Genomic DNA, 20,967 nt, shown 5'->3' on the forward strand with positions numbered 1-20,967 from the left:
AACTGAATGCTGTCGTCTTCAACTCGGCCGGTATCAGCACCCGGCCTTGCCGCTCCGGCCCCAGACTCCGGAGCCCCTTCCCCTCCCAGACCGGGTGACCGCCATGCCAATGCTCAAGCGTCTCTGCCTCGCCGGATCAGCGCTCGCCCTGCTCGCCGTGTGCCCCGCCCCCGCCCAGACTGCGCCGCGACCTAGCGACTCGGTCGATCCGCTGATCGGCACCGGTGGTGAGGGGCATACCTTCCCCGGCGCCGTCGCCCCGTTCGGCATGGTCCAGCTCTCGCCCGACACCGACACCTCCTGCGTCCTCCGCGACTGCTATCCGCACGCCGCAGGCTATCGTTACGACGACCCGACGATCGTCGGCTTCAGCCACACCCATTTCTCCGGCGCGGCCATTCGGATCTCGGCGACGTGCTGGTGATGCCGGTCGCCGGCGACGACGTGCCGATGGACCCGGGCACGCCCGCCGCCCCCGGCTATCGATCGCGCTTCTCGCACGCCACCGAAACCGCGAAGCCCGGCTATTACGCTGTCACGCTCGCCGATCGCGGAATCCGCGCCGAAATGACGGCCGGCTCGCGGGTCGGCGTGCACCGCTACAGCTTTCCCGCGGGCAAGGCCGCGCATCTCGTTCTCGACCTCCGCTCGTCGCTCTACAATTATCCCGGCAAGATCCTGTGGTCGGGGCTGCACCTGCGCGACGACGGTGTCCTGACCGGCTTTCGCGAAACCCGCGGATGGGCACCCGGGCGCAAGCTCTTTTTCGCGATGCGCTTCTCCGCCCCCCTGACCGGCCACGCACTCGTCAACCGCGAGACCGCCATTCCCTATAAGGGGTTCCAGGGGCCGGGCCGCGACAGCGATGCGCTCGCCGAAAAGCTCGGTCAGGCGCTCGAGGCGCGTCTCGATTTCGGCGTCCTGACGAAACCGCTCGAGGTGAAGGTCGGGATCTCAGGCGTCGACGAAGCCGGCGCGCTCGCCAATCTCGACGGTGAAGCGGGCGGCTTCGACGATATCCATACGCAGACACAGGCCGCCTGGGACACCGCGCTCGGCGCCGTCACGTTCGAGGCCGAGGCACCGATGCGCCGCATCTTCGCCACCGCGCTTTACCACAGCCTGCTCGCGCCGAGCATCTGGAGCGACCGCGACGGCCGCTATCGCGGGCCCGACGACCAGATCCACCAGGCGACCGATTTCACGGTCCGGTCGACCTTCTCGCTCTGGGACACGTTCCGCGCGGAACACCCGCTGCTTACGCTGATCCAGCCGGAAAAGACCAACACCGACACGTCCGCTCGCTGCTTGCCAGCCAGACGCACAGCCCCGACGGCATCCTCCCGGTCTGGCAGTTCGCCGGGCGCGAGACGTGGACGATGATCGGCTATCACGCCGTACCCGTCATCGCCGATGCCTATATGAAGGGGATTGGCGGCTTCGATGCCAATGCGGCGCTGGACGCGATGGTCGCGAGCGCCGACCATGCCAGCTATGGCGGTCTCGGCGAGTATATCGCGCGGGGCTATGTGCCGATCGACAAGGAACCCGAAGCCGCCTCCAAGACCGTCGAATATGCCTATGACGACTGGACCATCGCGCGGATGGCGCGGAAACTTGGCCGGTCGGACATCGCCGCGCGCTTCGAGAAGCGGGCGGGCAACTGGCGCAACAGCTTCGACGCATCGTCGGGCTGGCTCCGCGCGCGCAAGACCGACGGCCAGTTCCGCACCCCCTTCGATCCGACCGCAATCAACTACGGCTCCGACTATACGGAGGGCAATGCGTGGCAATATAGCTGGTTCGTACCGCAGGATCAGGCGGGGCTCTTCCGCCTGCTGGGCGGCGACGCGAGGACAATCCGGAAGCTTGACGCGATGTTCGATTTCGACCTGTCGAAGATCGACTACAGCCATGCTGAGGACATCGCCGGGCTGATCGGCCAGTATATTCACGGCAACGAGCCGAGCCATCATGTCGCCTATCTCTACAGCTATGCCGGGGCGCCCTGGCGGACGCAGGAGCGGCTGGGGCAGATCGTCGCCAGCCAATATGCCGACACGCCGGCAGGATTGAGTGGCAACGACGATCTCGGGCAGATGTCTGCCTGGCTCGTCTTCACCGCGCTAGGCTTCTACCCGGTCGCACCGGGCGCGAACGAATATGTCATCGGCCGCCCCTTCCTGCCCAAGGCGACGCTGATGCTGCCCGGCGGCAAGCAGTTCGTGATCAGCACGGAAAACCTCTCGACCGCCAATCGCTACGTCCAGTCCGTCACCCTGAACGGCCGTCCCCTCACCCGCACCTATCTTCGCGATGACGAGATCCGACAGGGCGGCGACTTGCGGTTCGTGATGAGCGCCCGACCGAACCGGCAATGGGGAAAGAGTGCGTCGTCGCGCCCGTTCTCGACCTCGACCGCGGTTTCCAGCCCCCCCGACGCGGCGCTAGCGAGAGCGCCGTCGGGACGTGCGTGCGGTGGCGGCGGCCTCGCCCGCTTCCAGCGCACGCCAGCGCGCAAAGCGTTCGGGCGTCAAAGTGCCCGCGTCGATCCCCGCGCGCACCGCACAGCCCGGCTCTCCGCCATGCGCGCAGTTCGAGAACCGGCAGTCCTGCGCGGCGAGGGTAAAGTCGTCGAACACTTCCGCGATGCCCGCGGCCGCGTCGGACAATTGCAGTTCGCGCATGCCCGGCAGGTCGAGCAGCCAACCGCCCTGGTCGAGCCGGTGCATCTGGCGCACCGTCGTCGTATGCCGCCCCGTCCCGTCATGTTCGCGGATCGCCTGGGTGGCGATACTGGCGGATCCGCGCAACGTATTGACGAGCGTGGACTTGCCGACGCCCGACGACCCCAGAAAGGCGACGGTCTTGCCGATACCGCACCAGGCGGCGAGCCGCGCCACAGCGTCAGGTTCGCGGCCGTCGACGGTCTCGACGATCAGCCCGGGCTCGATCGCGCGAACCGCGTCCACATAGGTCTCCGGCGTGTCCGTCAGGTCGATCTTGGTGAGGATCACGACCGCATCGACCCCGACCTCGCGTGCCAGCACCAGATAGCGCTCCAGCCGCGCGACGCTGAAATCCTGGTTGCACGACGCGACGAGGAAGACCGTGTCGACATTCGCGGCGATCATCTGCTCACCGCGCGGATCACCCGGCGCACGGCGCTTGAACAGGTTCTTTCGACCGAGCACACGCAGCGCCTGCGCCCTGTCCGCGCTGGTCAGCAGCCAGTCGCCCACGGTCGGGTGATCGTCCGACGGCGTGGCACCGGCGATATAGGGCGACAGGTCGCCGGCCCAGCCCGCCCCTGTCACGGCGATCTGGCCGCGGTGGACGGCCATGACCCTGGCGGGATGACAATAGGCGGCTTCGGCGGCCGAGATCTGGCTCTCGAAATGTGCGTCCCAGCCAAGCTGTTCCAGGGTCTGATCAGCAGAATCCATAAGGGTGCAGCAGCATCTTTCCTTGCGGGCCGATCGCCGGCCCTTCCGTCTACGATCCGGTCGTATACGCCGATAGGAGGCGGTTACCAGTCGCACCCACGATCAAAAACGCCGCTATTGGCGCCCTTTCGTCGAAGCCGCCGCGCGCACTTTCACGCGAGCCGCGGAAATCCGCACCCGGATTGGGGCCAGGTATCAAACCGCGCGACCCACGAGATGCCCGATCGCGGCCGTCGCGGCCATCGCCGCCGCACCCCAGAACAGGACGCGAAGCGCCGGGCGCCACGGGCTTGCGCCGCCTGTTCGCGCCCCGACGATGCCCAGCAGCGCGAGGAAGACCAGAGTCGCTGCCGTCACCGCTAGCAGCCGGTGTGGCGCAGGCGTCAGGATGGCCACCAGCAGCGGCGGTATCGCGCCGACGACGAAGCTGACAGCGGACGCGAATGCCGCCTGGAGCGGGCGGGCCATGACGATTTCGGAGATGCCAAGTTCGTCACGGGCATGCGCGCCGAGCGCATCATGCGCCATCAATTGCCGCGCGACCTCGCTCGCGATCGTCGCATCGAGACCGCGCGCCACGTAGATCTGCGCGAGCTCGTAATGCTCATGCGCCCAGTCGCTGGCGAGTTCGCCATGCTCGCGCGCCAGATCGGCAGCCTCGCTGTCAGCCTGCGAACTGACCGACACATATTCGCCCGCGGCCATCGACATCGCCCCCGCGACCATCGCCGCCGCGCCGGCTACGAACACGGCGCCGGTCGTTGCGCCCGATGCGGCAACGCCCGCGATTAGGCTCGCGGTCGACACCATCCCGTCATTTGCGCCGAGCACCGCGGCACGAAGCCAGCCGCTCCGCGATACAAGATGACGTTCGCTATGCGCGCTCATGGCAGTATCCTGATGGTTTCGCCGAGTGTCGCCACCGTCATGCCGAGCTTGCGGACGATCAGCCGATTCTGCGCGACCCGGGCATCGGGCGACAGCGTCAGCCACTGATCGACCATCATGCCCCCGCGCATACGAAAGGCCAGATGCAGGCGATTGCCGACCGCCTCGCCCGTCACCGGTCCGGACGCGTCAGTCAGCGTGCCCGTGTAGCGCCCGTGCCCGAGCGGAACGATCCGCCATTGCCGATCGCGCGGCGGCTTGCCCTGCTGCTCGATATGCTGATCCAGGATCAAGGTGCCGTCGGGAGCGACGCGACCGACGCTCGCGACATGCGTCCGGACCGGCGCCCGAAATGCGATCTTGAGCACGCCCGTGCCGTCCAGCCGCCCGGCGAAGAACCGTTCGGCGACAAAGGCCGGTTGCGCGGCGATCGACGCGGTGCTCGGCCCACCCGCGCAGGCGCACGGCAGCAACGCAAGCGGCACTGCAACGAAAGTCGTCAGACGGGGAACCGGGATCATCCTCTGCTTCATCGCCATCCTCGTCGTCGCATGCGCCGCAGGGCTCTCAGTCCGCGTTCGAGCTCTCGCGCCAGGACGTTGCGTTCGGCCGTTCTCGCCGAGCTGGCAATATGTATCTACCCACCCCGCCCGCGGTACGCGCTCCTGATCGTGGATTTGCCTGACGAACCCCACCGACCAAAGCGCTCGTTTAAACTGTGCACATTGCGCGCCTGCCCGTCTATCTAGCATGATGAAGCATAGGCCTCCGGCCGGCGCGATGCCGGGACGCGATCTTTCGGCGGTCATGGAACGCATGCGGCCGGCGCTCATGGCGTTCTTCGTCCGTCGTCTCAGTGATCCCGTGCAGGCGGAAGATCTGATCCAGGATCTTTTCATCCGCATGGCGACGATGAGGGGGCCGGCCACCGACAATCCCGAAGGCTATATTTTCCAAGCAGCCGCCAACCTGTTGCGCGATCAATATCGACGTGATGCGACCAGGTACCGATATCAGCAATCACGAGCGACCGATGCTGACCTTGGCGTCGATCCGATCGACGCCGAGCGGTTGCTGTCCGCGCGGCAGAGCGTCGGGTGCGTCGCGCGCACGCTGGGCGGCCTGCCTGACCGGACTCGCCAAATTTTCATTCTCTACCGGTTGGAGGGCATGCAGCGTAAGGCGATCGCCGATGCGTTCGGCATTTCCGTGAGCGCGGTCGAGAAGCATATCGCCAATGCAATGCGTGCGCTGCTTGCCGCCATGGGAGACTCGTAATGACCGCGCCGCAATCCGATGCGGACACCGTCATCGACTGGTGCCTGCGGTTGTCCGACGGGCCCTTGTCCCCGAAGGAGCGCACCGACCTGCACGCGTGGTTGGCCGATGACCCCCGCCGAGGCGAGCATCTGGGCGCAGCGCTTGCCGCCTGGGACGCGGTTGAGGAAAATGCCGACGCTCCCGAGATGCTCGCGCTACGCCGCGAAGCGCTCGGTGCCGTACATCGCGCGGGGCAGCGTCGCTGGCTCCGGACGCCGATGGTGTCCCGACCTGTGGCTTGGGCGATCGCGGCTGTGCTGCTGCTTGCGCTGTCGCTGGGCTCGCTGGCGTGGCGCCACGGCGGCCGCGACGAATATCGCACCGCGATTGGCGAACGGCGCGTCATCGCGCTGGCCGATGGCTCGCGTCTGTCGCTCGACGCCGACAGCATGGTCACGGTCGCTTTCAGCCCGCAACGCCGCGACATCGTCCTTGAGAAGGGCCGCGCGCGCTTCAAGGTCGCAAAGGATCCGCTGCGCCCGTTCGCCGTACGCAGCGGGCGAAACGTGGTGATCGCGACCGGGACCGAGTTTTCGGTTGAAAGGCTCAGCCGCGAAGTCCGGGTCGCGCTGTTCGAGGGTCGGGTCGCGGTGTTGCGTGATACCCCCCAAGGGCAGATGAACGAGGTCGTCCGGCTGGGTGGGCACCGGCTGACCGCAGAGCGCGCGCTGACCCCGGGGCATGAGATCGGCCTGCCGGTATCGGGGTTCGTCGGATCCGTGAGCTCATCGATCGGAAACGACGGCTGGGGCGCGGAGCAGGTGAGTTTTACGTCGGAGACACTCGTCGCCGCCGCCGAACGCATGAACCGCTATGCCCAGCGCCGCCGGATCATCGTTGATCCGGGTGCCGCGGACATTCGCGTCAGCGGGGTCTTCAACAATGGCGACGTCGATGCCTTTGCCGAGGCAATTGCCACAACCTTCCCGGTTGATGCCGCTGTTAACGGCGAGACGATCCGCTTGAGCCGCAGTCGCTGAAACCAAGATAAAACGAAATTATAAGATAATTTTCGTAATGAAGTGAGTGTTCGACACCCTCGCACGTCACAAAAGTATAACAGAGGAAGAGGGGCGATCGATGATGTTAAGGGGCTTTGTTGCACAAAGATAATTAAGCACAAATATGGTTTTACTGACGAGATCTATGCAACGCGGATGGTGGTCGGTGTTCCTATTTGTGAAAATCGATTGAGAACTGCGGCACGGAGTTTGAGCTCGGTAATCTGACGATCAAAGGTGCGCGATGCGACGCGCTCGCCGAGCAGCTTGAAGCAGTGCATCTTCGTCTCGACCAGGCTGCGGCGATGGTAGCCGCTCCACTTCTTCCAGATTGTTCGACCGAGCCTTTTCATCGCGCGTAGCGTTTCGTTGCGAGCATCGGCGCGGCCGCCGCTTCTTCCATGCTGGCCGCCCCGGCGTACGGGAATGACCGCGTCTGCGCCCCGGGCTGCGATCGCGGCCCGACACTTTCTGGTGTCGTAGGCGCCATCACCCCCGACGATCGTAATCCGTTCGTCCGTCGGGATTTGCGCCAGCAGATCCGGCAGTGTCGCGGCGTCGCCAATCGCATTGGTTGTGACCTCGATGGCCCGGATCTCCAGGGTTTCGGCGTCGATCCCAAGGTGAACCTTACGCCACTGGCGACGGTAGGAAGCGCCGTGCTTGCGCGTCTTCCATTCGCCTTCGCCCATCATCTTGATCCCGGTACTGTCGACCAGCAAATGCAGACCACCCGTACTGGCGCGACCATCAAGTGACACCGCCAATGTCTTCTGCCGACGGCATAGCGTCGTGTAATCCGGCACCGGCCAATCCAGCTTTGCCAGCTTCAGCAGGCTGGCAACCAGTCCCGTCACCTGCCGTAGCGGCAGTCCGAACACTATCTTCAGCGTCAGGCAAACCCTGATCGCGCTGTCCGAAAACCGCATCGGCCGACCTCGACGACCAATCGGGGGCTGCCAGCCAATCCATGCCCGGGTCAAACCAGACCTCCAGCGACCCGCGGCGCTTCAGCGCTGCGTTATACTCGCTCCAGTTCGTCGTGCGGTACTTCGGCATGGTCGGTTTTGGCATCCATCCCACCTACGCTTCCTGACCCTCACAGGGAATCCCAACGCCCTTTGTGCAACAAAGCCGTCTCCAGGCGCTCGCGATCGGCTTCACCGTCCGCGCCGTCCTGCTCTACCCGCTTTCGGTCGGCGCGGCCCTCCACCTGCTGAGGATAAAACCGATGGCCTATGCTGCCCGCATAGCACCCTCGCTTGCCGCATCCGCGGTGATGGTCGGGGCGCTGCTTCTGCTGCACCGGACGATCGACGTCCCCTCCCCGCTGCTCGCGCTGGTCATCCACGTCGCGGTCGGCGCGGTCGTCTATGCCGCCGCGCTGTTCGTGATCGGCCGCCGCGACATGCTCGCACTCATCCGCTTCGCGCGGACGGCGGTGGCCCGTGGCTGATCCGCTCCGCGTCCTCGCCTGGCCCGCCGGTGATCCGAGCGACCTCAACCCCTATGTCCGCCGCATGTACGGCGCGTTCCGCGCGCCCGCGGCCTCGGTCACCGCGTTCCGTCCGCTGATGCGGCGCATCCCCGCCGCCGACATCTTCCATATCCACTGGCCCGAGGGGATCTTCGAAGGCTCGGGCAGCAACAACCCGGCGATCGTCGCAGCGAAGGCGGCGCGTGTGCTGAACGCCGCGCGGGGCATCCGGCGATCGGGCGGCAAGCTCGTCGTGACCGCGCACAATGTCACGCCGCACCGCGACCTGACCGGCTGGCGGCACCGGGTCTGGCACGCCTATCATGCGCGGCTTCTCGGCCAGATCGACCACCTGATCGGCCTGTCCGCGGCCTCGCTCGAGCGCTATCGCGCCGCGCATCCGGCGATCGGCGCGGTCGCGGGGACGATCATTCCGCACCCGCATTACCGTGAGGACTATTCCGCGATTCCTCGTGCCGAAGCGCGCGCGGCCTGGGCGATTCCCGACGGTATCTGGGTGCTCGGCATGATCGGGTCGCTCCGTCCCAGCAAGAACCTGGTCGAGGCCGCCGAGGCGTTCCTCGCGATCCGCCGGCCCGATGAGATGCTGCTGATCGCCGGCGATGCGGGCGATGACGACATCGCCGCGCGGCTTACCGCGGTCGCGGGCCGGTCCGACGGGACGATCCGTATCGTAACCGGACCGCTCGACGATGCGCGCTTCGCCTCGGCGATCGCCGCCTGCGACGCCTGTCTGATGAACCAGACATCGACGCTCAACTCGGGCACCGCGCTCGTCACGCTGTCGCTCGACCGCCCGCTGCTCGCCCCCGCGGTCGGCACGCTGCCCAGCCTGGCGGCGGAGATCGCCGGCGGCTGGGTCACGCTGTTCGATCCCCCGCTCGCGCCGCCGGCGCTGCGCGCGAGCATCGACACGCTTCGCACCAGCCACCGGGCGGCCGCCCCGACCTGGAGCCGCTCGACCCGATGCGACTGTCCGAGGCGATGCTCGCGCGATTCAAGAATTTGGCGTCGGGCTGACCTCGGGCGCGAAGCCCTTCGCATCGTCGATCTTCGCCGCCTTGCGCAGCACCGCCTGACGCTGGCTGTTCCCCGATTGCAGCGGACCGTCGCGAGCCAGCCAGGCCTCTACGTCGCGCCCGTTCGGGGTCGGGCGCAGCGCCGTGGTCGTCGTCGGGGCAGTCCCACCGCGAGAGCGGGGGCAAGATACTGCATTTGCCCGAGACGATGAGAAAATCTAGAAGGACCGGGCATAGGGATCGCCTCTGACGGAATGTGGCGCCGGCCGGGTTCCGGGCGGCTTGGGAAGTATATCATGGAAACAATTTACGATTGGCTGAGCGTCGCGGTATTTGCGGGCCTGGCGCTACTCTATCTGCAACGCTCGATGGAGGATGAGCCGGTCGATACGGTGTGGCATTATCTGCCGCCCGCGATCGCCTGTGCGTTGAGCAACTGGCTCGGCAACGAAGGCTATGCGATCCCCGCCGTGCTCGTGCTTGCGGCCAGTGTCGGCTATATCATCTACGTGCTGCGCCCATCCCTGCCCGGGCGCTGATCCGGCCGGCCGGACGCGCCGACCCCGGCAGCAGCGGTCGATCATGGTAGAACAGGATCTCCATTACCCTAAACCCGCCGCTAACCAGGTTTGAAGAGACCTCCTTTGCATCGGCCGAGTGAAGGATCGGGTGCCAACGGAGAATTTCCAATGCCCCTGATCCACGACGCGCATCGCGCCGTCGCGTCCGCCGCGCCGGCCCCGGTCGCTCGCCCGCATGCCCTCAACCGTGTCCTGCCGCGCTCACTTTGTGATGGTGGTCGACCTGCCCGCATCGGCGCTGCCCTGCGCGGCATGGTCGGCATCGCAGCGCTGGCGATGCTCGCCGCCTGCGGATCCGCGGTCGAAGCGCCCGAACAAGCGGGAATCGTCGTCGTGAGATCGGGGGCCGGACCGAGCGAATCCGGTATTGCGGTTGCAGCAGCGGCACCGCCTGCACCGGCGACCGGCGCCGACGCGGGCACACCAGCCACCAGCGATACCGACGATGCGGTCATCCCCCCCGACACGATGCGGGACCCGGATCATATGCAATATGCCAGCCTGGTCGAATAACCGGACTGGCCCTCGGCTTAGTTAGACAGGCGGCGCACCGATCGGCGCGCCGCCTGTCCCGGTCGATCAGCGGCCGACCGCGTGATAGGTCAGCCCGGCCTTCTCGACCATGTCGCGCGGATAGATGTTGCGCAGGTCGACGAGCACCGGCGACGCCAGCAGCGACTTGACGCGCTTGAAGTCGAGCGCGCGGAAGATGTCCCATTCGGTCACGATGACAAGCGCCTCGGCGCCCTCCATCGTCTCATAGGGACCGGTGCAATAGGTCACGTCCTTGATGACCGCCTTCGCCTGCTCATGACCCTCGGGATCATAGACGTTGATCGTCGCGCCCGCATCCTGCAGCGTCTGGATCAGCGCGATCGCCGGGCTGTCGCGCATGTCGTCGGTGTTCGGCTTGAAGGTCAGGCCAAGCACCGCGATCGTCTTGCCGCGAACGTCGCCACCGACGGCGGCGATGACCTTGCGGCCCATTGCGCGCTTGCGATTGTCGTTCACCGCGACGACCGCCTCGACGATGCGCTGCGGCGCGTCGTGATCCTGCGCGGTCTTGAGCAGCGCGAGCGTGTCCTTGGGGAAGCACGAACCGCCATAGCCCGGGCCGGCATGCAGGAACTTGGAGCCGATGCGGTTGTCGAGGCCGATGCCGCGCGCGACGTCCTGCACGTCCGCGCCGACCTTCTCGCACAGATCGGCGATCTCGTTGATGAAGGTGATCTTGGTCGCGAGGAACGCGTTGCCGGCATATTTGGTCAGCTCGGCGGCACGCCGGCTCATCTCGACGAGCGGCGACCGACCGAGGGCGAGTGGACGATAGATCTCGCGCATGACCGCGAGGCCCTTCTCATCGTCGCTGCCGATCACGACGCGGTCGGGACGCTTGAAATCGTCGATCGCGGCGCCTTCGCGCAGGAATTCGGGGTTCGACACGACCGCGAAATCGGCATCGGGATTGACGCGGCGGATGATCCGCTCGACCTCGTCGCCGGTGCCGACCGGGACCGTGGACTTGTCGACGATCGCGGTGAATCCGTCGATCGCGCCGGCGATTTCCTCGGCGGCGGCATAGACATAGGACAGGTCGGCATGACCGTCACCGCGCCGCGACGGCGTACCGACGGCGATGAAGACCGCGTCGACGCCCTTCACGCTCGCGGCAAGATCGGTACCGAAGCGCAACCGCCCGGCCTCGACGCCGCGCGCCACCAGTGCATCCAGACCCGGCTCGTAGATCGGCATGATGCCGTTTTCGAGCGCCGCGATCTTGCCGGCATCCTTGTCGATGCAGATCACGTCATGTCCGAAATCGGCGAAACATGCGCCCGACACCAAACCAACGTAACCCGATCCCACCATCGCTATGCGCATTATAATCCCTCAGACGATGTTGGTCCCTACGATCGTCGTACGGACATTGATATTCGGCGGAACTCCTAGAAGATGAACCGCCGGCCATCAATAAGGTGGTTCACCTGATGCGGCGGGCCGGTACGCTGCTCCAGCGATCCGTGCCGATACCGATCAAACGCCGATATCCGAGAGGGTTGGCGGGCCGGCCCGCGCCCGCGGGCGACGCGCCGGCCCCGCCCATTCAGCCCGCGACGATGCGGGCGTCAGGGTAGTTTTCGGGACGAAGCACGCGGTCGGCGACCTCTGTCCAGGTCGAGAAATGCCGCGCGGGCACCTGCCCCGCCAGCGCCAGCGCCTTTTCGGTCGCCGCGATCATCGACGCCGGATCGTTCGACACATAGCCCGCGCGGAACGGGTTCGTCCCGACCGCGAAATCGGGGCAGACCGCGGGGATCTGCAGATATTCATATTGTCCCAATTTCAGACTCGACTCGGCAAGATACTCGACCCCCCGGCGCCAGCCGGTAGGGGGCGATGCCGATGCTCGCATGCTTGATATAGGGCAGCGTGGCGCGGAACGGCATTTCCTTGTGGACGAACACGTTGTCGGGCCCCTTGAAGCTCTTCCCGCAGCCGATCACGTGGAAATGCACATCGGGAAACTGCGGCGCGACCGCGTGGAAGAAGCTTTCGTCGAACAGCATCGACCCGACCGCGACGGCATTGCGCTGCGCGGTATAGGGCGACGGACCGACGGTCTCGAAGTCGGCGGGATCGATCCCGAATTCGGCGCGGTACAGGCGATCCTTCGCCCACAGGAAATCCGACACCATCTTGGTCGACCGCAGGCAGACATGGTCGATATGTCGCGCATTCTTGACCAGATGGCTGCGGACATAGGGATGCGCGCCGACGGTATCGAGCCGGTCAGTGGCGTAATAGATGATCTTCGCGGTCGGGTTGAGCCGCTTGATCCGGTCGATGAAGATCGCCGCGACGCTCGATTCGATGACGATATAGTCCGCCGCCTGGAATGCGCCGTCGATATCGGCATTGGGCAGCCTGGCAAACAGCGGAAACAGCTTCGCCATCACCGCATCGGCGACCGCATTGTTGGTCGCAAAGGGATGCAGCGGCGTCCGCCAGAGATAGCAATTGACGCCGTCCACCTTGTGCCAGGCATTGGCCTGGTCCCACAGGAACAGGCGCGAATCGCCCTTCTTCTTCGAGATCAGGCTGAACCGGGTCGAGATGAACGACACGTCGCAGCCATCCTGCGCCAGCGCATGCGCGACCTGATGGATGCTGGCGCGCTTGGGCGTCCGGTAATCCTGAAATGCCGACAGGATGACGACACGGGAACGCTTTGGCTGCGCCGGCGCTGGCTTATCGGACATGCATGACACTCCATCGACTTTGGGCTGGACGGTTGGCCGTAATCAGACAAAGGGGCTGGCAATCTGGATCACGTTGGGAAGCCGATGCACGTTCTTCACGTCGTTCGTCAATTTTATCCGGCCATTGGCGGGCTGGAAGACGCCGTCAGCAATCTCGCGGTCGCGCTCAAGCGGGACTGCGGAATCACGACGTCGGTGGTCACGCTCGACCGCCAGTTTTCGCGTCTCGACGCGACGCTGCCGCCGCGCGACACCTATCAGGGCGTGCCCGTGCAGCGGATCCCGTTCCGCGGCTCGACGCGCTATCCGCTCGCACCCACCGTACTGCAGCATCTCGGTCAGGCGGACATCGTTCACGTCCATGCGATCGATTCGTTCTTCGACGGCATGGCGCTCACCCGCCCGCTCCACCGCCGGCCGATGGTCGCCTCGACGCATGGCGGCTTCTTCCACACCGATTTCGCCAGCCGGCTGAAGCTCGCCTATTTCGCCAGCGTCACGCGCGCGTCGTCGCTCGCCTACGACCGGATCATCGCCTCGAGCGAAAGCGACGCCGCCCGGTTCAACGAGATCGCCGCGAGCAAGACGGTGACGATCGAGAATGGCGTCAACATCGGCAAATGGCAGGGCGCAGGGTCGCCGCAGCGACGAGGACGATGATCTATATCGGCCGCTTTTCCTCGAACAAGAACATCACCGGCCTGATCGACCTCGTGGCCGCGCTCGGCCGGCTTCATGGCGACTGGCGGCTGATCATCGCGGGCGGCCCGGCCGACGTCACGCCTGCACAGATCGAGGAGCATATGCGCCGGACCGGTACCGAACGGGCGGTCACGCTCGTGCCCTCGCCCAGTGACGAGGGTATCAAGGCGTTGATCGGCGAGGCCAGCTATATCGGCTCGGCGTCACGCTATGAAGGCTTCGGGCTGAGCGTGGTCGAAGGTCTGTCCGCAGGCCTAACCCCGATCGTCAGCGACATTCCGCCCTTCCGCCGGCTGGTTCGCTCGTCCGGCAGCGGCATCCTGTTCGACATCGACGATGTCGAGGCTGGTGCGGGCCAGATCGAAGCCGCGCACCGCGATTCAAGCGCCGCCTATGAGTCGAACCGCGCGAACAACATCGCCGCGAGTCTGGCCTATGACTGGCGCAGCGTCGCGCGGCAGTTCGCCGATGTGTATAAAGATGTCCTGCGGAAACGCGACGCGCGGGGCTGACAACGCCGGGGTGTCGCACGGCCTGTCCGCAGGTGATTCGGTGAGGAGGAGCGTATCGTCGCTCGGCATCGATCACGATGCCCATACCGCTGACGGCGACGTCACCGCGAACGTACAAGGCCTGTTGCGTCGAGCGGGTCAGGCTAACGCTCAAGCCTAAGGATCACCGCGGCCCTAGGGCAAAGACGAACCATCGTACCCCGGGCGCCCAAGCACTTTGACAATCCGACGACTGGGATCGTCAGACACAGGCGGACGCGCGAAAGCGACCGCCCATGTGCTTGAGATCAGGCCAGGAAGAATGCCATCAGGACGATCAGCGCCCAGAGCGCAACGCTGACTGCGAGGCCAGTGATAAGACCGAGCACGGCCGAGGGAATTTCGGGATAGGATGGGGCCTGGATAGCCGGGCCGGGAAGCGCAGTCATGAACACTCTCCTCAGCGGTCGTTTCAACCGTCTTGTCTCAACATGGGACAGGGGTCATAAATAATCAACACTAATATCTAGACTAGCGCAAAATTAGCTAAGATCCTGAAAATCTTGTGCGTTCAACGGGTCGGCAAGGCTGGCAAACGCCCCCGGAGCAGGGTTGCAACGCGCAGACCACCACTCCGGCGTCAGCTCGGTTCAGAACGATGAAAGTCCGCGCAGCAGCAGCGTCGCCAGAACCCAGCATGCGCAGCTGGCCACAACCAGCAGGATAAGCCGCACCGGCGCTGCAAAGCGCTGCGGCGGCGCAAGCGCCGCACCCGCGGCGGGCATGGGCACCACCGCGCTGTCGGGGATCAACGACAGGACCGCAGACTCGCAGATCGTGTGCGTGAAGGCCGACTGGATCTGGTCGTTCGTCAGCAGGGGCTGGAAAGCGCAGCCATGCGCCTCGCCATCGCGCCATGCGATCCGCGCGGTCGCCTGCCCCGCACCGGCCAGGCCGACGCGGATATGGGCACCGACCGGCAGGACGCTGGCGCTGGAAAAACGGAAACCGCCTTCGGACAGGTCCTCGACACGGACGTCGATCGCCCGCGCATCGGCCGCACGGACCGTGCTCGCGCGCGCTATTGCTGCTCGACTCGGCTTTCGCCGACGCTCGGCCACCGGCTCGATCGCCGTCATCTCCGCCCGCACGCTAGATGATCCAGGCAAGGACACCAGCGAGCGCCGCGGCGAAGACCGCCACGCCGGCGATGGTCGAACCGGCCCGGATCGCGCGTTCGCCCAACGAGGCGGGCTCGACCGGAAGGAGCCAGTTCTCGTAATCGATCCGGTCGCCGGCCAACGGGTTGGCGGCACGCGGGTCGACGACCTGAAGCTCGGCCGCGAGCGGGTCTGCGACGGAACGCGCCCCGTCGAACGAATCCGTCGTAGCGCCGGAAAGCGGATCGCCGCCACGAAACGCCGCATGTGGCGATACGGGGTCAGCCAGGTTAGCAAGAGGTGCGTGAAGGGGCATGACGACACCATGCCATACTGGTGGTTAAGAAAGCGTATGTTAAATTGCTGTCGCGGCATTTTTTGTACGTGTTTTACGGTGCACTAGAATGCGTTGCGGTGCACAACGACCCGTACCGTAGACACGAGAATGCCAAAGTCGCGCCATACGGACCAGCCCAGGATATATTCCAGATCGGCCTGGAGGCGCTGCGTCAGATCGTCGCGACGATGCGTCGCCCCGCGGAATCCGCGCACCTGCGCAAGACCGGTGATCCCCGGCTTGAGCGCGTGGCGGTGCCAATAGCGTTCATCGACCTCCCAGAACAGCTGCTGCCCCGCCAGCGACCCCAGTGCATGCGGTCGCGGCCCGACGATGCTCATCGATCCGAGCAGCACGTTCAGCAGCTGTGGCAGCTCGTCGACGCTGGTCGCGCGGATCACGCGACCGACGCGCGTGATCCGGTCGTCGGTGCGGGACGCCGAAACGCTGCCGCTCGCGTCGGACTGGTCGACCCGCATCGACCGGAACTTGAACACCTTGAACAGCGCGTTGCCGCGGCCGACGCGATCCTGCCGGAAGAAGACCGGTCCCCGGCTGTCGATCTTGATCGCCGCGGCGGTGATCAGCAGCAGCGGCAGCACGACGATCAGCGCGGGCACCGCAAAGGCCAGGTCGAACGTCCGCTTGATCATCCGGTTGCGCGTGCTCAGCGGTCCGACCGCGACGACCAGCGTCGACCGCCCGACGAAAGTGTCGAGCCCGATCGCGCCGACCTGGTCGATTTCGTTCGAAATAATCTCGCCGCGAATGCCCGCCCCCTTCAGGAGCATCGCCCATTCGCGCTCCTTGTCGGGCCGACAGGCGATCACGACGCGGTCGACACCACGCAATTGGCGCGCGAGTCGATCGAGCATCATCGGATCTTGCATGTTCGGGCGAAGGTTCGCGGCCCGCGTCTCGACGACTTTGCAATGTGCAGGCACCGCGAATTCGACGTCGTCCAAGATCACCAGATCGGTGGTCACGTTGCCGCCAATCGTCAGGCGGACAAACCGATCGATGACCAATCGAAAGACTGCGAGAAGCACGAAGCTGCCGAGCATTCCGATGCTGATGACGCCACGGGATTCCGCCTGCACCGCCCGGAAATAGTAGGAGATGAACAAGAAGCTTGAAAAGGCTAGTAAAAGCGCTGTCGCCGACCGCATGATGCCGGCCCGGGCCTTGCGCAGCACGTCAATCGAGTAGGCGCCATTATTGAACGCCGTCAGCACATATATCGGCGCCGTGACGATGATGACGTTCATATGCGACGTAACAGCTAAACGGCCATATTTTGCAAATATACCGAGCTCGAATGCAGCAACCACCGCGAGCAGATCAGCAAACACCAACAGGATATAAAGCGCGATGCGCAGTTGGTGACGATGCGAGGTCGAGCCAAAACGATCGAACACTGCACCGCGCGTGCCGGTAACTTTAGTATTTTCCACAGTGCCAGCTCCCTGCCCGCCACAATCTCGACTTATGCTCAGCAGGGCCAAGGCTCTGCCATAGGCGGTTTGAAGAAACCAGAGCCGAGATGCGCGGCTCATCCCATCGGGGCGCCACCCGGTCAGCACGCACCGCGCAGACCTGCGCAACGCGGCCCGCCGCCGCTATGCCAACGCCACCACCTTGCCGTCGCCGCAGCACCCCCAGCATGCGCGCAGCACCGCTCAGCAGCCTGGTGCGGCTCCCCCGGCAATGGACTGAGACCGGTACGACCGGACTCCCCCCTTGGCGCAACATACCCCTCTATAGCGGACAACGGGCGCCGGCGGGCCGTCCCATCCCGGAACATGCCCCCCCATCATAAGAAAAACCGCGCCGCTGCCGCCCGCAAACAGCCGCCACCCGTCGCATCGACACGCCCCCCGAACGCGGAACCGATCGCCGCTCAAGGATTGATCGCGCGCTCTTTCGCGCTAGGGGGCGGCGGGATGAAACGGACGCGCGCGATCCCGCGTTGTACAATCCAGTACATAAAAAGGTTCGAGACAAGCATGCCAGAGGCTTTTCGTGCGGCGCGCGACGCGCTCGCCTTTCTCGAGGCACATCGTCTCGCACCGGTGGCTGAAAATTATACGTTCGCGCTTGCCGTGGTCGCCGATCCCGGATCGGACCTGGCGCGCGCCGTGGCGGCCGAGACGGATGGCGGCCTGAGGCTGACCACACACGCGCTCGAAACGCTCAGCGAACGCCATCTTGCGATCAAGCGCGACACGACCGCCGAACGCGACAGCGCGGTCACTGCACGCGCGAACCAGCTTGGCGCGCTGACCACCGATGCGCAGACGCTGACGCGGTCGCTCAGCCACGACGTCAGCGCGATGGCGAGCGAGGCGGAGAACTGGCCCGATGCGACGCTGCTCGTGACGCGGCTGGCCGATGCCGAGCGCGAGCTGGCCGAGCTGCGCCGCGACGTCGCCCGGCTCCAGTCCGACCTCGGCTCGCTCGGTACGGCGCGGCACGATCCGATGCGCGACGCAGCCACCGGCGCGCTGACGTCCGAGGGCGCGCGGCCGATCTTTGCACAACTCGCCGAACAGGCGCGAAGCTATGTCCTCATGATCTTCAGCGTCGCCGATCTGGCCGGGGTCAATCAGCGCTTCGGCCACGCCGTCGGCGACAATGTGCTGAGCGCCTTTGTCGCCAACCTGCGACGGGTGTTCCCGGACGAGGAGATCATCCGCTGGACCGGCAATGAATTCGTCGTGGTCGTGACCGACGTCGCCCTGACGGCGGCCCGCGATCTCGCCGACGAAGCCATCGCCGCCTTCGAAACCCGCCGCCTCAGGCTGCGCGGCAGCGGCGCATGGATCGGCCCGGTCCGCGCGCTCGCGGGACTGGTGGTCGGCCAGGGCGACGACCAGGACGCCGCCCTGAGCCAGGCGCGCGCCGATCTGTACCGTGCCACCGTCGAGGGTTTCGCCCCTGTGGACGGCTGAGCGGGTCGGACCCGACGGCTCGCTCGCTCCGGCCGCGATCATGGATTCCATAAGTATCTGCATCATGGCGTTTCTATCCCGCGACCCGCGCGTTCCAGCGTGATGAGCACGTCGCACCATGGCCGCTACGCCTATCGCCCGATCGTCGACCGCCCGGACTATGACTGGCCCGACGGCCGCCGCCTCGCCATCTATTTCGGGGTGAATTACGAGGTGTTCGATTTCGGCGGCGGGCTGGGTCCGGAACTAGCGCCTGCGCAGACCGACCCGGACGTGATGAACTATGCCTGGCGCGATTATGGCAACCGGGTCGGGGCGTGGCGGTTGTTCGACCTGTTCGATCGGCTGGGCCTGCGCACCACCGCGCTGCTCAACGCCGACGTCCTCGATCGCTGCCCGGGGCTCGCCGAGGCGTGCCGCGACCGCGGCGACGAAAATCGCGGCGCATGGCGGCACCAACGCGACCGCGCAAGGGTCCCTTGCGCACCCGAGCGAGACCCAGATGATCGCCGACGTGACCGAGCGGCTGGCGACACTCGGTGTGCGTCCCACCGGCTGGCTGGGACCGTGGGTATCGGAGAGCGACACCACGCCGGACCTGCTCGCCGAAAATGGCTATCGTTATGTCCTCGACTGGGCGCATGACGACCAGCCGACCCGGCTCGCCACCTCTCATGGCGGACTGCTCTCCATCCCCTATTCCCAGGAAATCAACGACCTGCCCGCGATCATCGCGCGCAAGCAGGAGGCGACGACGTTCGCGGCCATGATCCGCGACGGCGTCGAACAGCTGCTGTCCGAATGCGACCGGCGTCCGCTCGTCCTCGGCATCGCGCTCCATCCCTATATCATGGGACAGGCACACCGCGTCCCCGCCCTCGCCCGCGTGCTGACCGAACTCCGCGCGGCGAACGATCCGCGCATCTGGTGGACCACCGCCGGCGACATCGCCGCGCATGTCGAGGCGAACGGGCTGGCCGCCTGACCCCGCACTCACTCAGGCCTCACGACCGCCGCGCCACAGGCTCTCCTTCAACGGGCCGATCAGATAGTCGAACGCAGACCGTTTCCGGAGCGGGACAAGGATCTCGGCGGGCATGCCCGGCGTCAGCGCGCCGGGCCCCTTCAGCGCGACGAGCGTCCGATAGCTTTCCGGCAGGAGCGACGCCTCCGCCCGGAAGAAGCGGTTGCCGGTCCGCTCCTCGGTGAAGCTGTCCGCCGACACCGTGTCGATCCGGGCGTCGAGCGCGGGCATCGCGCGGTCGTGGAAGCCGGTGAAGCGGACCTGCGTCGTCTGGCCGGGGCGCATGTCGTCGGCATCGTCGGGCGAGACCTGCACCTCGATCACCAGCGCCCTGCGATCGGGCACGATTTCCATCAGCGTCTGCCCCGGCGAGACCACCCCGCCGATGGTGTAGATCGTCGGGCCGACGATCGTGCCGGCCACCGGCGCGCGCACCATCGAGCGGGCGAGCTGTTCGCGCGCCGCGAGCAACTTGGGTTGCAGCTCGTTCATCCGGACCAGCAGATCGCGCAGGCTGCCCTCCACCTCCTCGATCTGGCGACGATCGACGCCCGCGGCCGACAGTTCGGCTTCGCCGATCGCATCGCGCGTCTGGAGGATCTGCGCACCAAGCGCGCCATGCTCGCCGTCGAGCGCGGCCTGGGTGCGCTCGAGCGCGCGGATCCGGTTGATCGAGGCAAAGCCCTTGGCGGCGATGACCCGCATCCCCGTCAGCTCGTCGTCGAGCAGCGCGCGTTGCCGGCGGTTCGCCGTGATCTGCTCCCCGAACCCGCCAATCTGTTCGGCATTGGCGTGGGCGCGCCGCATCCACACCGCCTTCTCGGTCTGCGCGGTCCGCAGGCGCGCCGCCAGCAGCAACCGCTGCCCGCGCAGCGCATCCTCCGCCAGCACCCGGTCCGCCGCCGGCAGCGCGCGGAATTCGACCGGCTCGGCCATCACCGCGCGCCGGTCGCGTTCGGCGAGCAGGCGTTCGCGCTGCGCGAACAGCATCATCAGCTCGGCGGTCATCCCGCGTTCGAGCGCGTGCAGATCCGCCGACGCGATCTCGAGCAGCACCTGCCCGCGGGCGACCTTCTGCCTTCGACGCGCGCAATGCCGTGACGATGCCCCCGTCCGCGGTTCTGCACCGCCTGCCGCTTGCCCGACACGATCACCGCGCCGCGGGCATAGACGCCGGCGTCGAGCGGCATCATCGACGCGCCCCCCAGCAGCCCGATGAAGAACAGCGCCGCGACGCGCAGGCCGCGCCGGATCTCCACCCGCGCCGAATCGTCGATCATGCTCATGAC

At 66.0% G+C, this 20,967-nt stretch carries 22 protein-coding genes and 2 pseudogenes; 11 read left to right on the forward strand and 13 right to left on the reverse strand.

Translation table 11 applies throughout. The features are described from left to right. Positions 1-109: 109 nt before the first annotated feature. Positions 110-2,417: pseudogene (locus NI18_RS20430) on the forward strand (GH92 family glycosyl hydrolase); the annotation flags it as partial. A gap of 30 nt (positions 2,418-2,447) precedes the next feature. Here the strand turns inward: NI18_RS20430 and rsgA are convergent. The 3 genes from rsgA to NI18_RS25315 form a co-directional block, all read right to left on the reverse strand. Continuing rightward, positions 2,448-3,446, reverse strand: a complete 999-nt coding sequence (gene rsgA, locus NI18_RS20435) for a ribosome small subunit-dependent GTPase A (RefSeq protein ID WP_037533030.1) — start codon at positions 3,444-3,446, stop codon at positions 2,448-2,450. Positions 3,447-3,641: 195 nt separating this feature from the next. Then, positions 3,642-4,334 carry a VIT family protein gene (locus tag NI18_RS20440; RefSeq protein WP_037532987.1) on the reverse strand — a complete coding sequence of 231 codons (693 nt, stop codon included), beginning with the start codon at positions 4,332-4,334 and terminating at the stop codon, positions 3,642-3,644. Then, positions 4,331-4,867, reverse strand: coding sequence for a DUF3833 family protein (locus tag NI18_RS25315; protein WP_052149385.1), 537 nt, complete (start codon positions 4,865-4,867; stop codon positions 4,331-4,333). The genes NI18_RS20440 and NI18_RS25315 overlap by 4 nt, the downstream gene beginning before the upstream one ends. A 274-nt stretch (positions 4,868-5,141) precedes the next feature. Between NI18_RS25315 and NI18_RS20450 the strand changes: the two genes are divergently transcribed. Next, a complete protein-coding gene (locus tag NI18_RS20450; RefSeq protein ID WP_197975324.1) occupies positions 5,142-5,612 on the forward strand; it encodes a sigma-70 family RNA polymerase sigma factor in 471 nt (156 codons plus the stop codon). Further along, positions 5,612-6,634, forward strand: a complete 1,023-nt coding sequence (locus NI18_RS20455) for a FecR domain-containing protein (RefSeq protein WP_042466348.1) — start codon at positions 5,612-5,614, stop codon at positions 6,632-6,634. The genes NI18_RS20450 and NI18_RS20455 overlap by 1 nt, the downstream gene beginning before the upstream one ends. Before the next feature lie 164 nt (positions 6,635-6,798). Here the strand turns inward: NI18_RS20455 and NI18_RS20460 are convergent. Continuing rightward, a pseudogene (locus NI18_RS20460) lies at positions 6,799-7,729 on the reverse strand (IS5 family transposase). 49 nt (positions 7,730-7,778) lie between these two features. Between NI18_RS20460 and NI18_RS20465 the strand changes: the two are divergent. The 4 genes from NI18_RS20465 to NI18_RS20480 all read left to right on the forward strand — a co-directional run bounded on the left by NI18_RS20465 (position 7,779) and on the right by NI18_RS20480 (position 10,266). Next, entirely contained in the window at positions 7,779-8,111 is a 333-nt protein-coding gene (locus NI18_RS20465; RefSeq protein ID WP_037532993.1) for a hypothetical protein, read from the forward strand. Next, positions 8,104-9,384: a hypothetical protein gene (locus NI18_RS25320; RefSeq protein ID WP_037532995.1), complete on the forward strand. Its 1,281-nt coding sequence runs from the start codon at positions 8,104-8,106 to the stop codon at positions 9,382-9,384. The genes NI18_RS20465 and NI18_RS25320 overlap by 8 nt, the downstream gene beginning before the upstream one ends. 84 nt (positions 9,385-9,468) lie before the next feature. Beyond that, entirely contained in the window at positions 9,469-9,711 is a 243-nt protein-coding gene (locus tag NI18_RS20475; protein WP_031396237.1) for an XrtV sorting system accessory protein, read from the forward strand. A 150-nt stretch (positions 9,712-9,861) separates the two neighbouring features. Then, entirely contained in the window at positions 9,862-10,266 is a 405-nt protein-coding gene (locus NI18_RS20480) for a hypothetical protein (protein ID WP_037532997.1), read from the forward strand. Positions 10,267-10,332: 66 nt separating this feature from the next. On the opposite strand, the gene NI18_RS20485 is transcribed toward NI18_RS20480, so the two are convergent. The 3 genes from NI18_RS20485 to NI18_RS20490 form a co-directional block, all read right to left on the reverse strand. Next, the gene (locus NI18_RS20485; protein WP_031396235.1) at positions 10,333-11,634 is read right to left on the reverse strand and encodes a UDP-glucose/GDP-mannose dehydrogenase family protein; all 1,302 of its coding nucleotides are present in this window, start codon (positions 11,632-11,634) and stop codon (positions 10,333-10,335) included. 223 nt (positions 11,635-11,857) lie between these two features. Continuing rightward, positions 11,858-12,094: a hypothetical protein gene (locus NI18_RS22700; protein ID WP_052149386.1), complete on the reverse strand. Its 237-nt coding sequence runs from the start codon at positions 12,092-12,094 to the stop codon at positions 11,858-11,860. Continuing rightward, positions 12,081-13,013, reverse strand: a complete 933-nt coding sequence (locus NI18_RS20490) for a hypothetical protein (RefSeq protein ID WP_052149387.1) — start codon at positions 13,011-13,013, stop codon at positions 12,081-12,083. The genes NI18_RS22700 and NI18_RS20490 overlap by 14 nt, the downstream gene beginning before the upstream one ends. Before the next feature lie 84 nt (positions 13,014-13,097). On the opposite strand from NI18_RS20490, the gene NI18_RS22705 reads away from it, so the two are divergent. Continuing rightward, positions 13,098-13,673 carry a glycosyltransferase gene (locus NI18_RS22705; protein ID WP_052149388.1) on the forward strand — a complete coding sequence of 192 codons (576 nt, stop codon included), beginning with the start codon at positions 13,098-13,100 and terminating at the stop codon, positions 13,671-13,673. Further along, positions 13,634-14,227: a glycosyltransferase gene (locus NI18_RS22710; RefSeq protein ID WP_052149389.1), complete on the forward strand. Its 594-nt coding sequence runs from the start codon at positions 13,634-13,636 to the stop codon at positions 14,225-14,227. The genes NI18_RS22705 and NI18_RS22710 overlap by 40 nt, the downstream gene beginning before the upstream one ends. A 287-nt stretch (positions 14,228-14,514) precedes the next feature. On the opposite strand, the gene NI18_RS25325 is transcribed toward NI18_RS22710, so the two are convergent. The 4 genes from NI18_RS25325 to NI18_RS20510 all read right to left on the reverse strand — a co-directional run bounded on the left by NI18_RS25325 (position 14,515) and on the right by NI18_RS20510 (position 17,157). After that, on the reverse strand, positions 14,515-14,655 hold the full coding sequence (locus NI18_RS25325) for a hypothetical protein (RefSeq protein WP_156360375.1): 141 nt from the start codon (positions 14,653-14,655) through the stop codon (positions 14,515-14,517). A 201-nt stretch (positions 14,656-14,856) separates the two neighbouring features. Then, positions 14,857-15,345: a PilZ domain-containing protein gene (locus NI18_RS25330; protein ID WP_157840592.1), complete on the reverse strand. Its 489-nt coding sequence runs from the start codon at positions 15,343-15,345 to the stop codon at positions 14,857-14,859. Between the two features lie 13 nt (positions 15,346-15,358). Beyond that, positions 15,359-15,682, reverse strand: coding sequence for a hypothetical protein (locus tag NI18_RS25335; RefSeq protein ID WP_031394409.1), 324 nt, complete (start codon positions 15,680-15,682; stop codon positions 15,359-15,361). An 83-nt stretch (positions 15,683-15,765) separates the two neighbouring features. Then, complete coding sequence (locus tag NI18_RS20510) at positions 15,766-17,157, reverse strand: exopolysaccharide biosynthesis polyprenyl glycosylphosphotransferase (RefSeq protein ID WP_306286565.1); 1,392 nt, start codon at positions 17,155-17,157, stop codon at positions 15,766-15,768. Between the two features lie 552 nt (positions 17,158-17,709). On the opposite strand from NI18_RS20510, the gene NI18_RS25340 reads away from it, so the two are divergent. After that, the gene (locus NI18_RS25340) at positions 17,710-18,654 is read left to right on the forward strand and encodes a diguanylate cyclase (RefSeq protein WP_037533002.1); all 945 of its coding nucleotides are present in this window, start codon (positions 17,710-17,712) and stop codon (positions 18,652-18,654) included. A gap of 283 nt (positions 18,655-18,937) precedes the next feature. After that, entirely contained in the window at positions 18,938-19,639 is a 702-nt protein-coding gene (locus NI18_RS20520; RefSeq protein WP_306286566.1) for a hypothetical protein, read from the forward strand. 12 nt (positions 19,640-19,651) lie between these two features. Here NI18_RS20520 and NI18_RS20525 read toward each other — a convergent pair whose 3' ends face one another. Together NI18_RS20525 and NI18_RS25345 are read right to left on the reverse strand one after the other, a co-directional pair. Next, the gene (locus NI18_RS20525; protein WP_052149390.1) at positions 19,652-20,734 is read right to left on the reverse strand and encodes an HlyD family type I secretion periplasmic adaptor subunit; all 1,083 of its coding nucleotides are present in this window, start codon (positions 20,732-20,734) and stop codon (positions 19,652-19,654) included. Further along, a complete protein-coding gene (locus NI18_RS25345) occupies positions 20,683-20,964 on the reverse strand; it encodes a hypothetical protein (protein ID WP_052149391.1) in 282 nt (93 codons plus the stop codon). The genes NI18_RS20525 and NI18_RS25345 overlap by 52 nt, the downstream gene beginning before the upstream one ends. Positions 20,965-20,967 lie beyond the last annotated feature (3 nt).

The organism is Sphingomonas sp. Ant20, from assembly GCF_000783375.1.
GTDB lineage: Bacteria > Pseudomonadota > Alphaproteobacteria > Sphingomonadales > Sphingomonadaceae > Sphingomonas > Sphingomonas aerolata.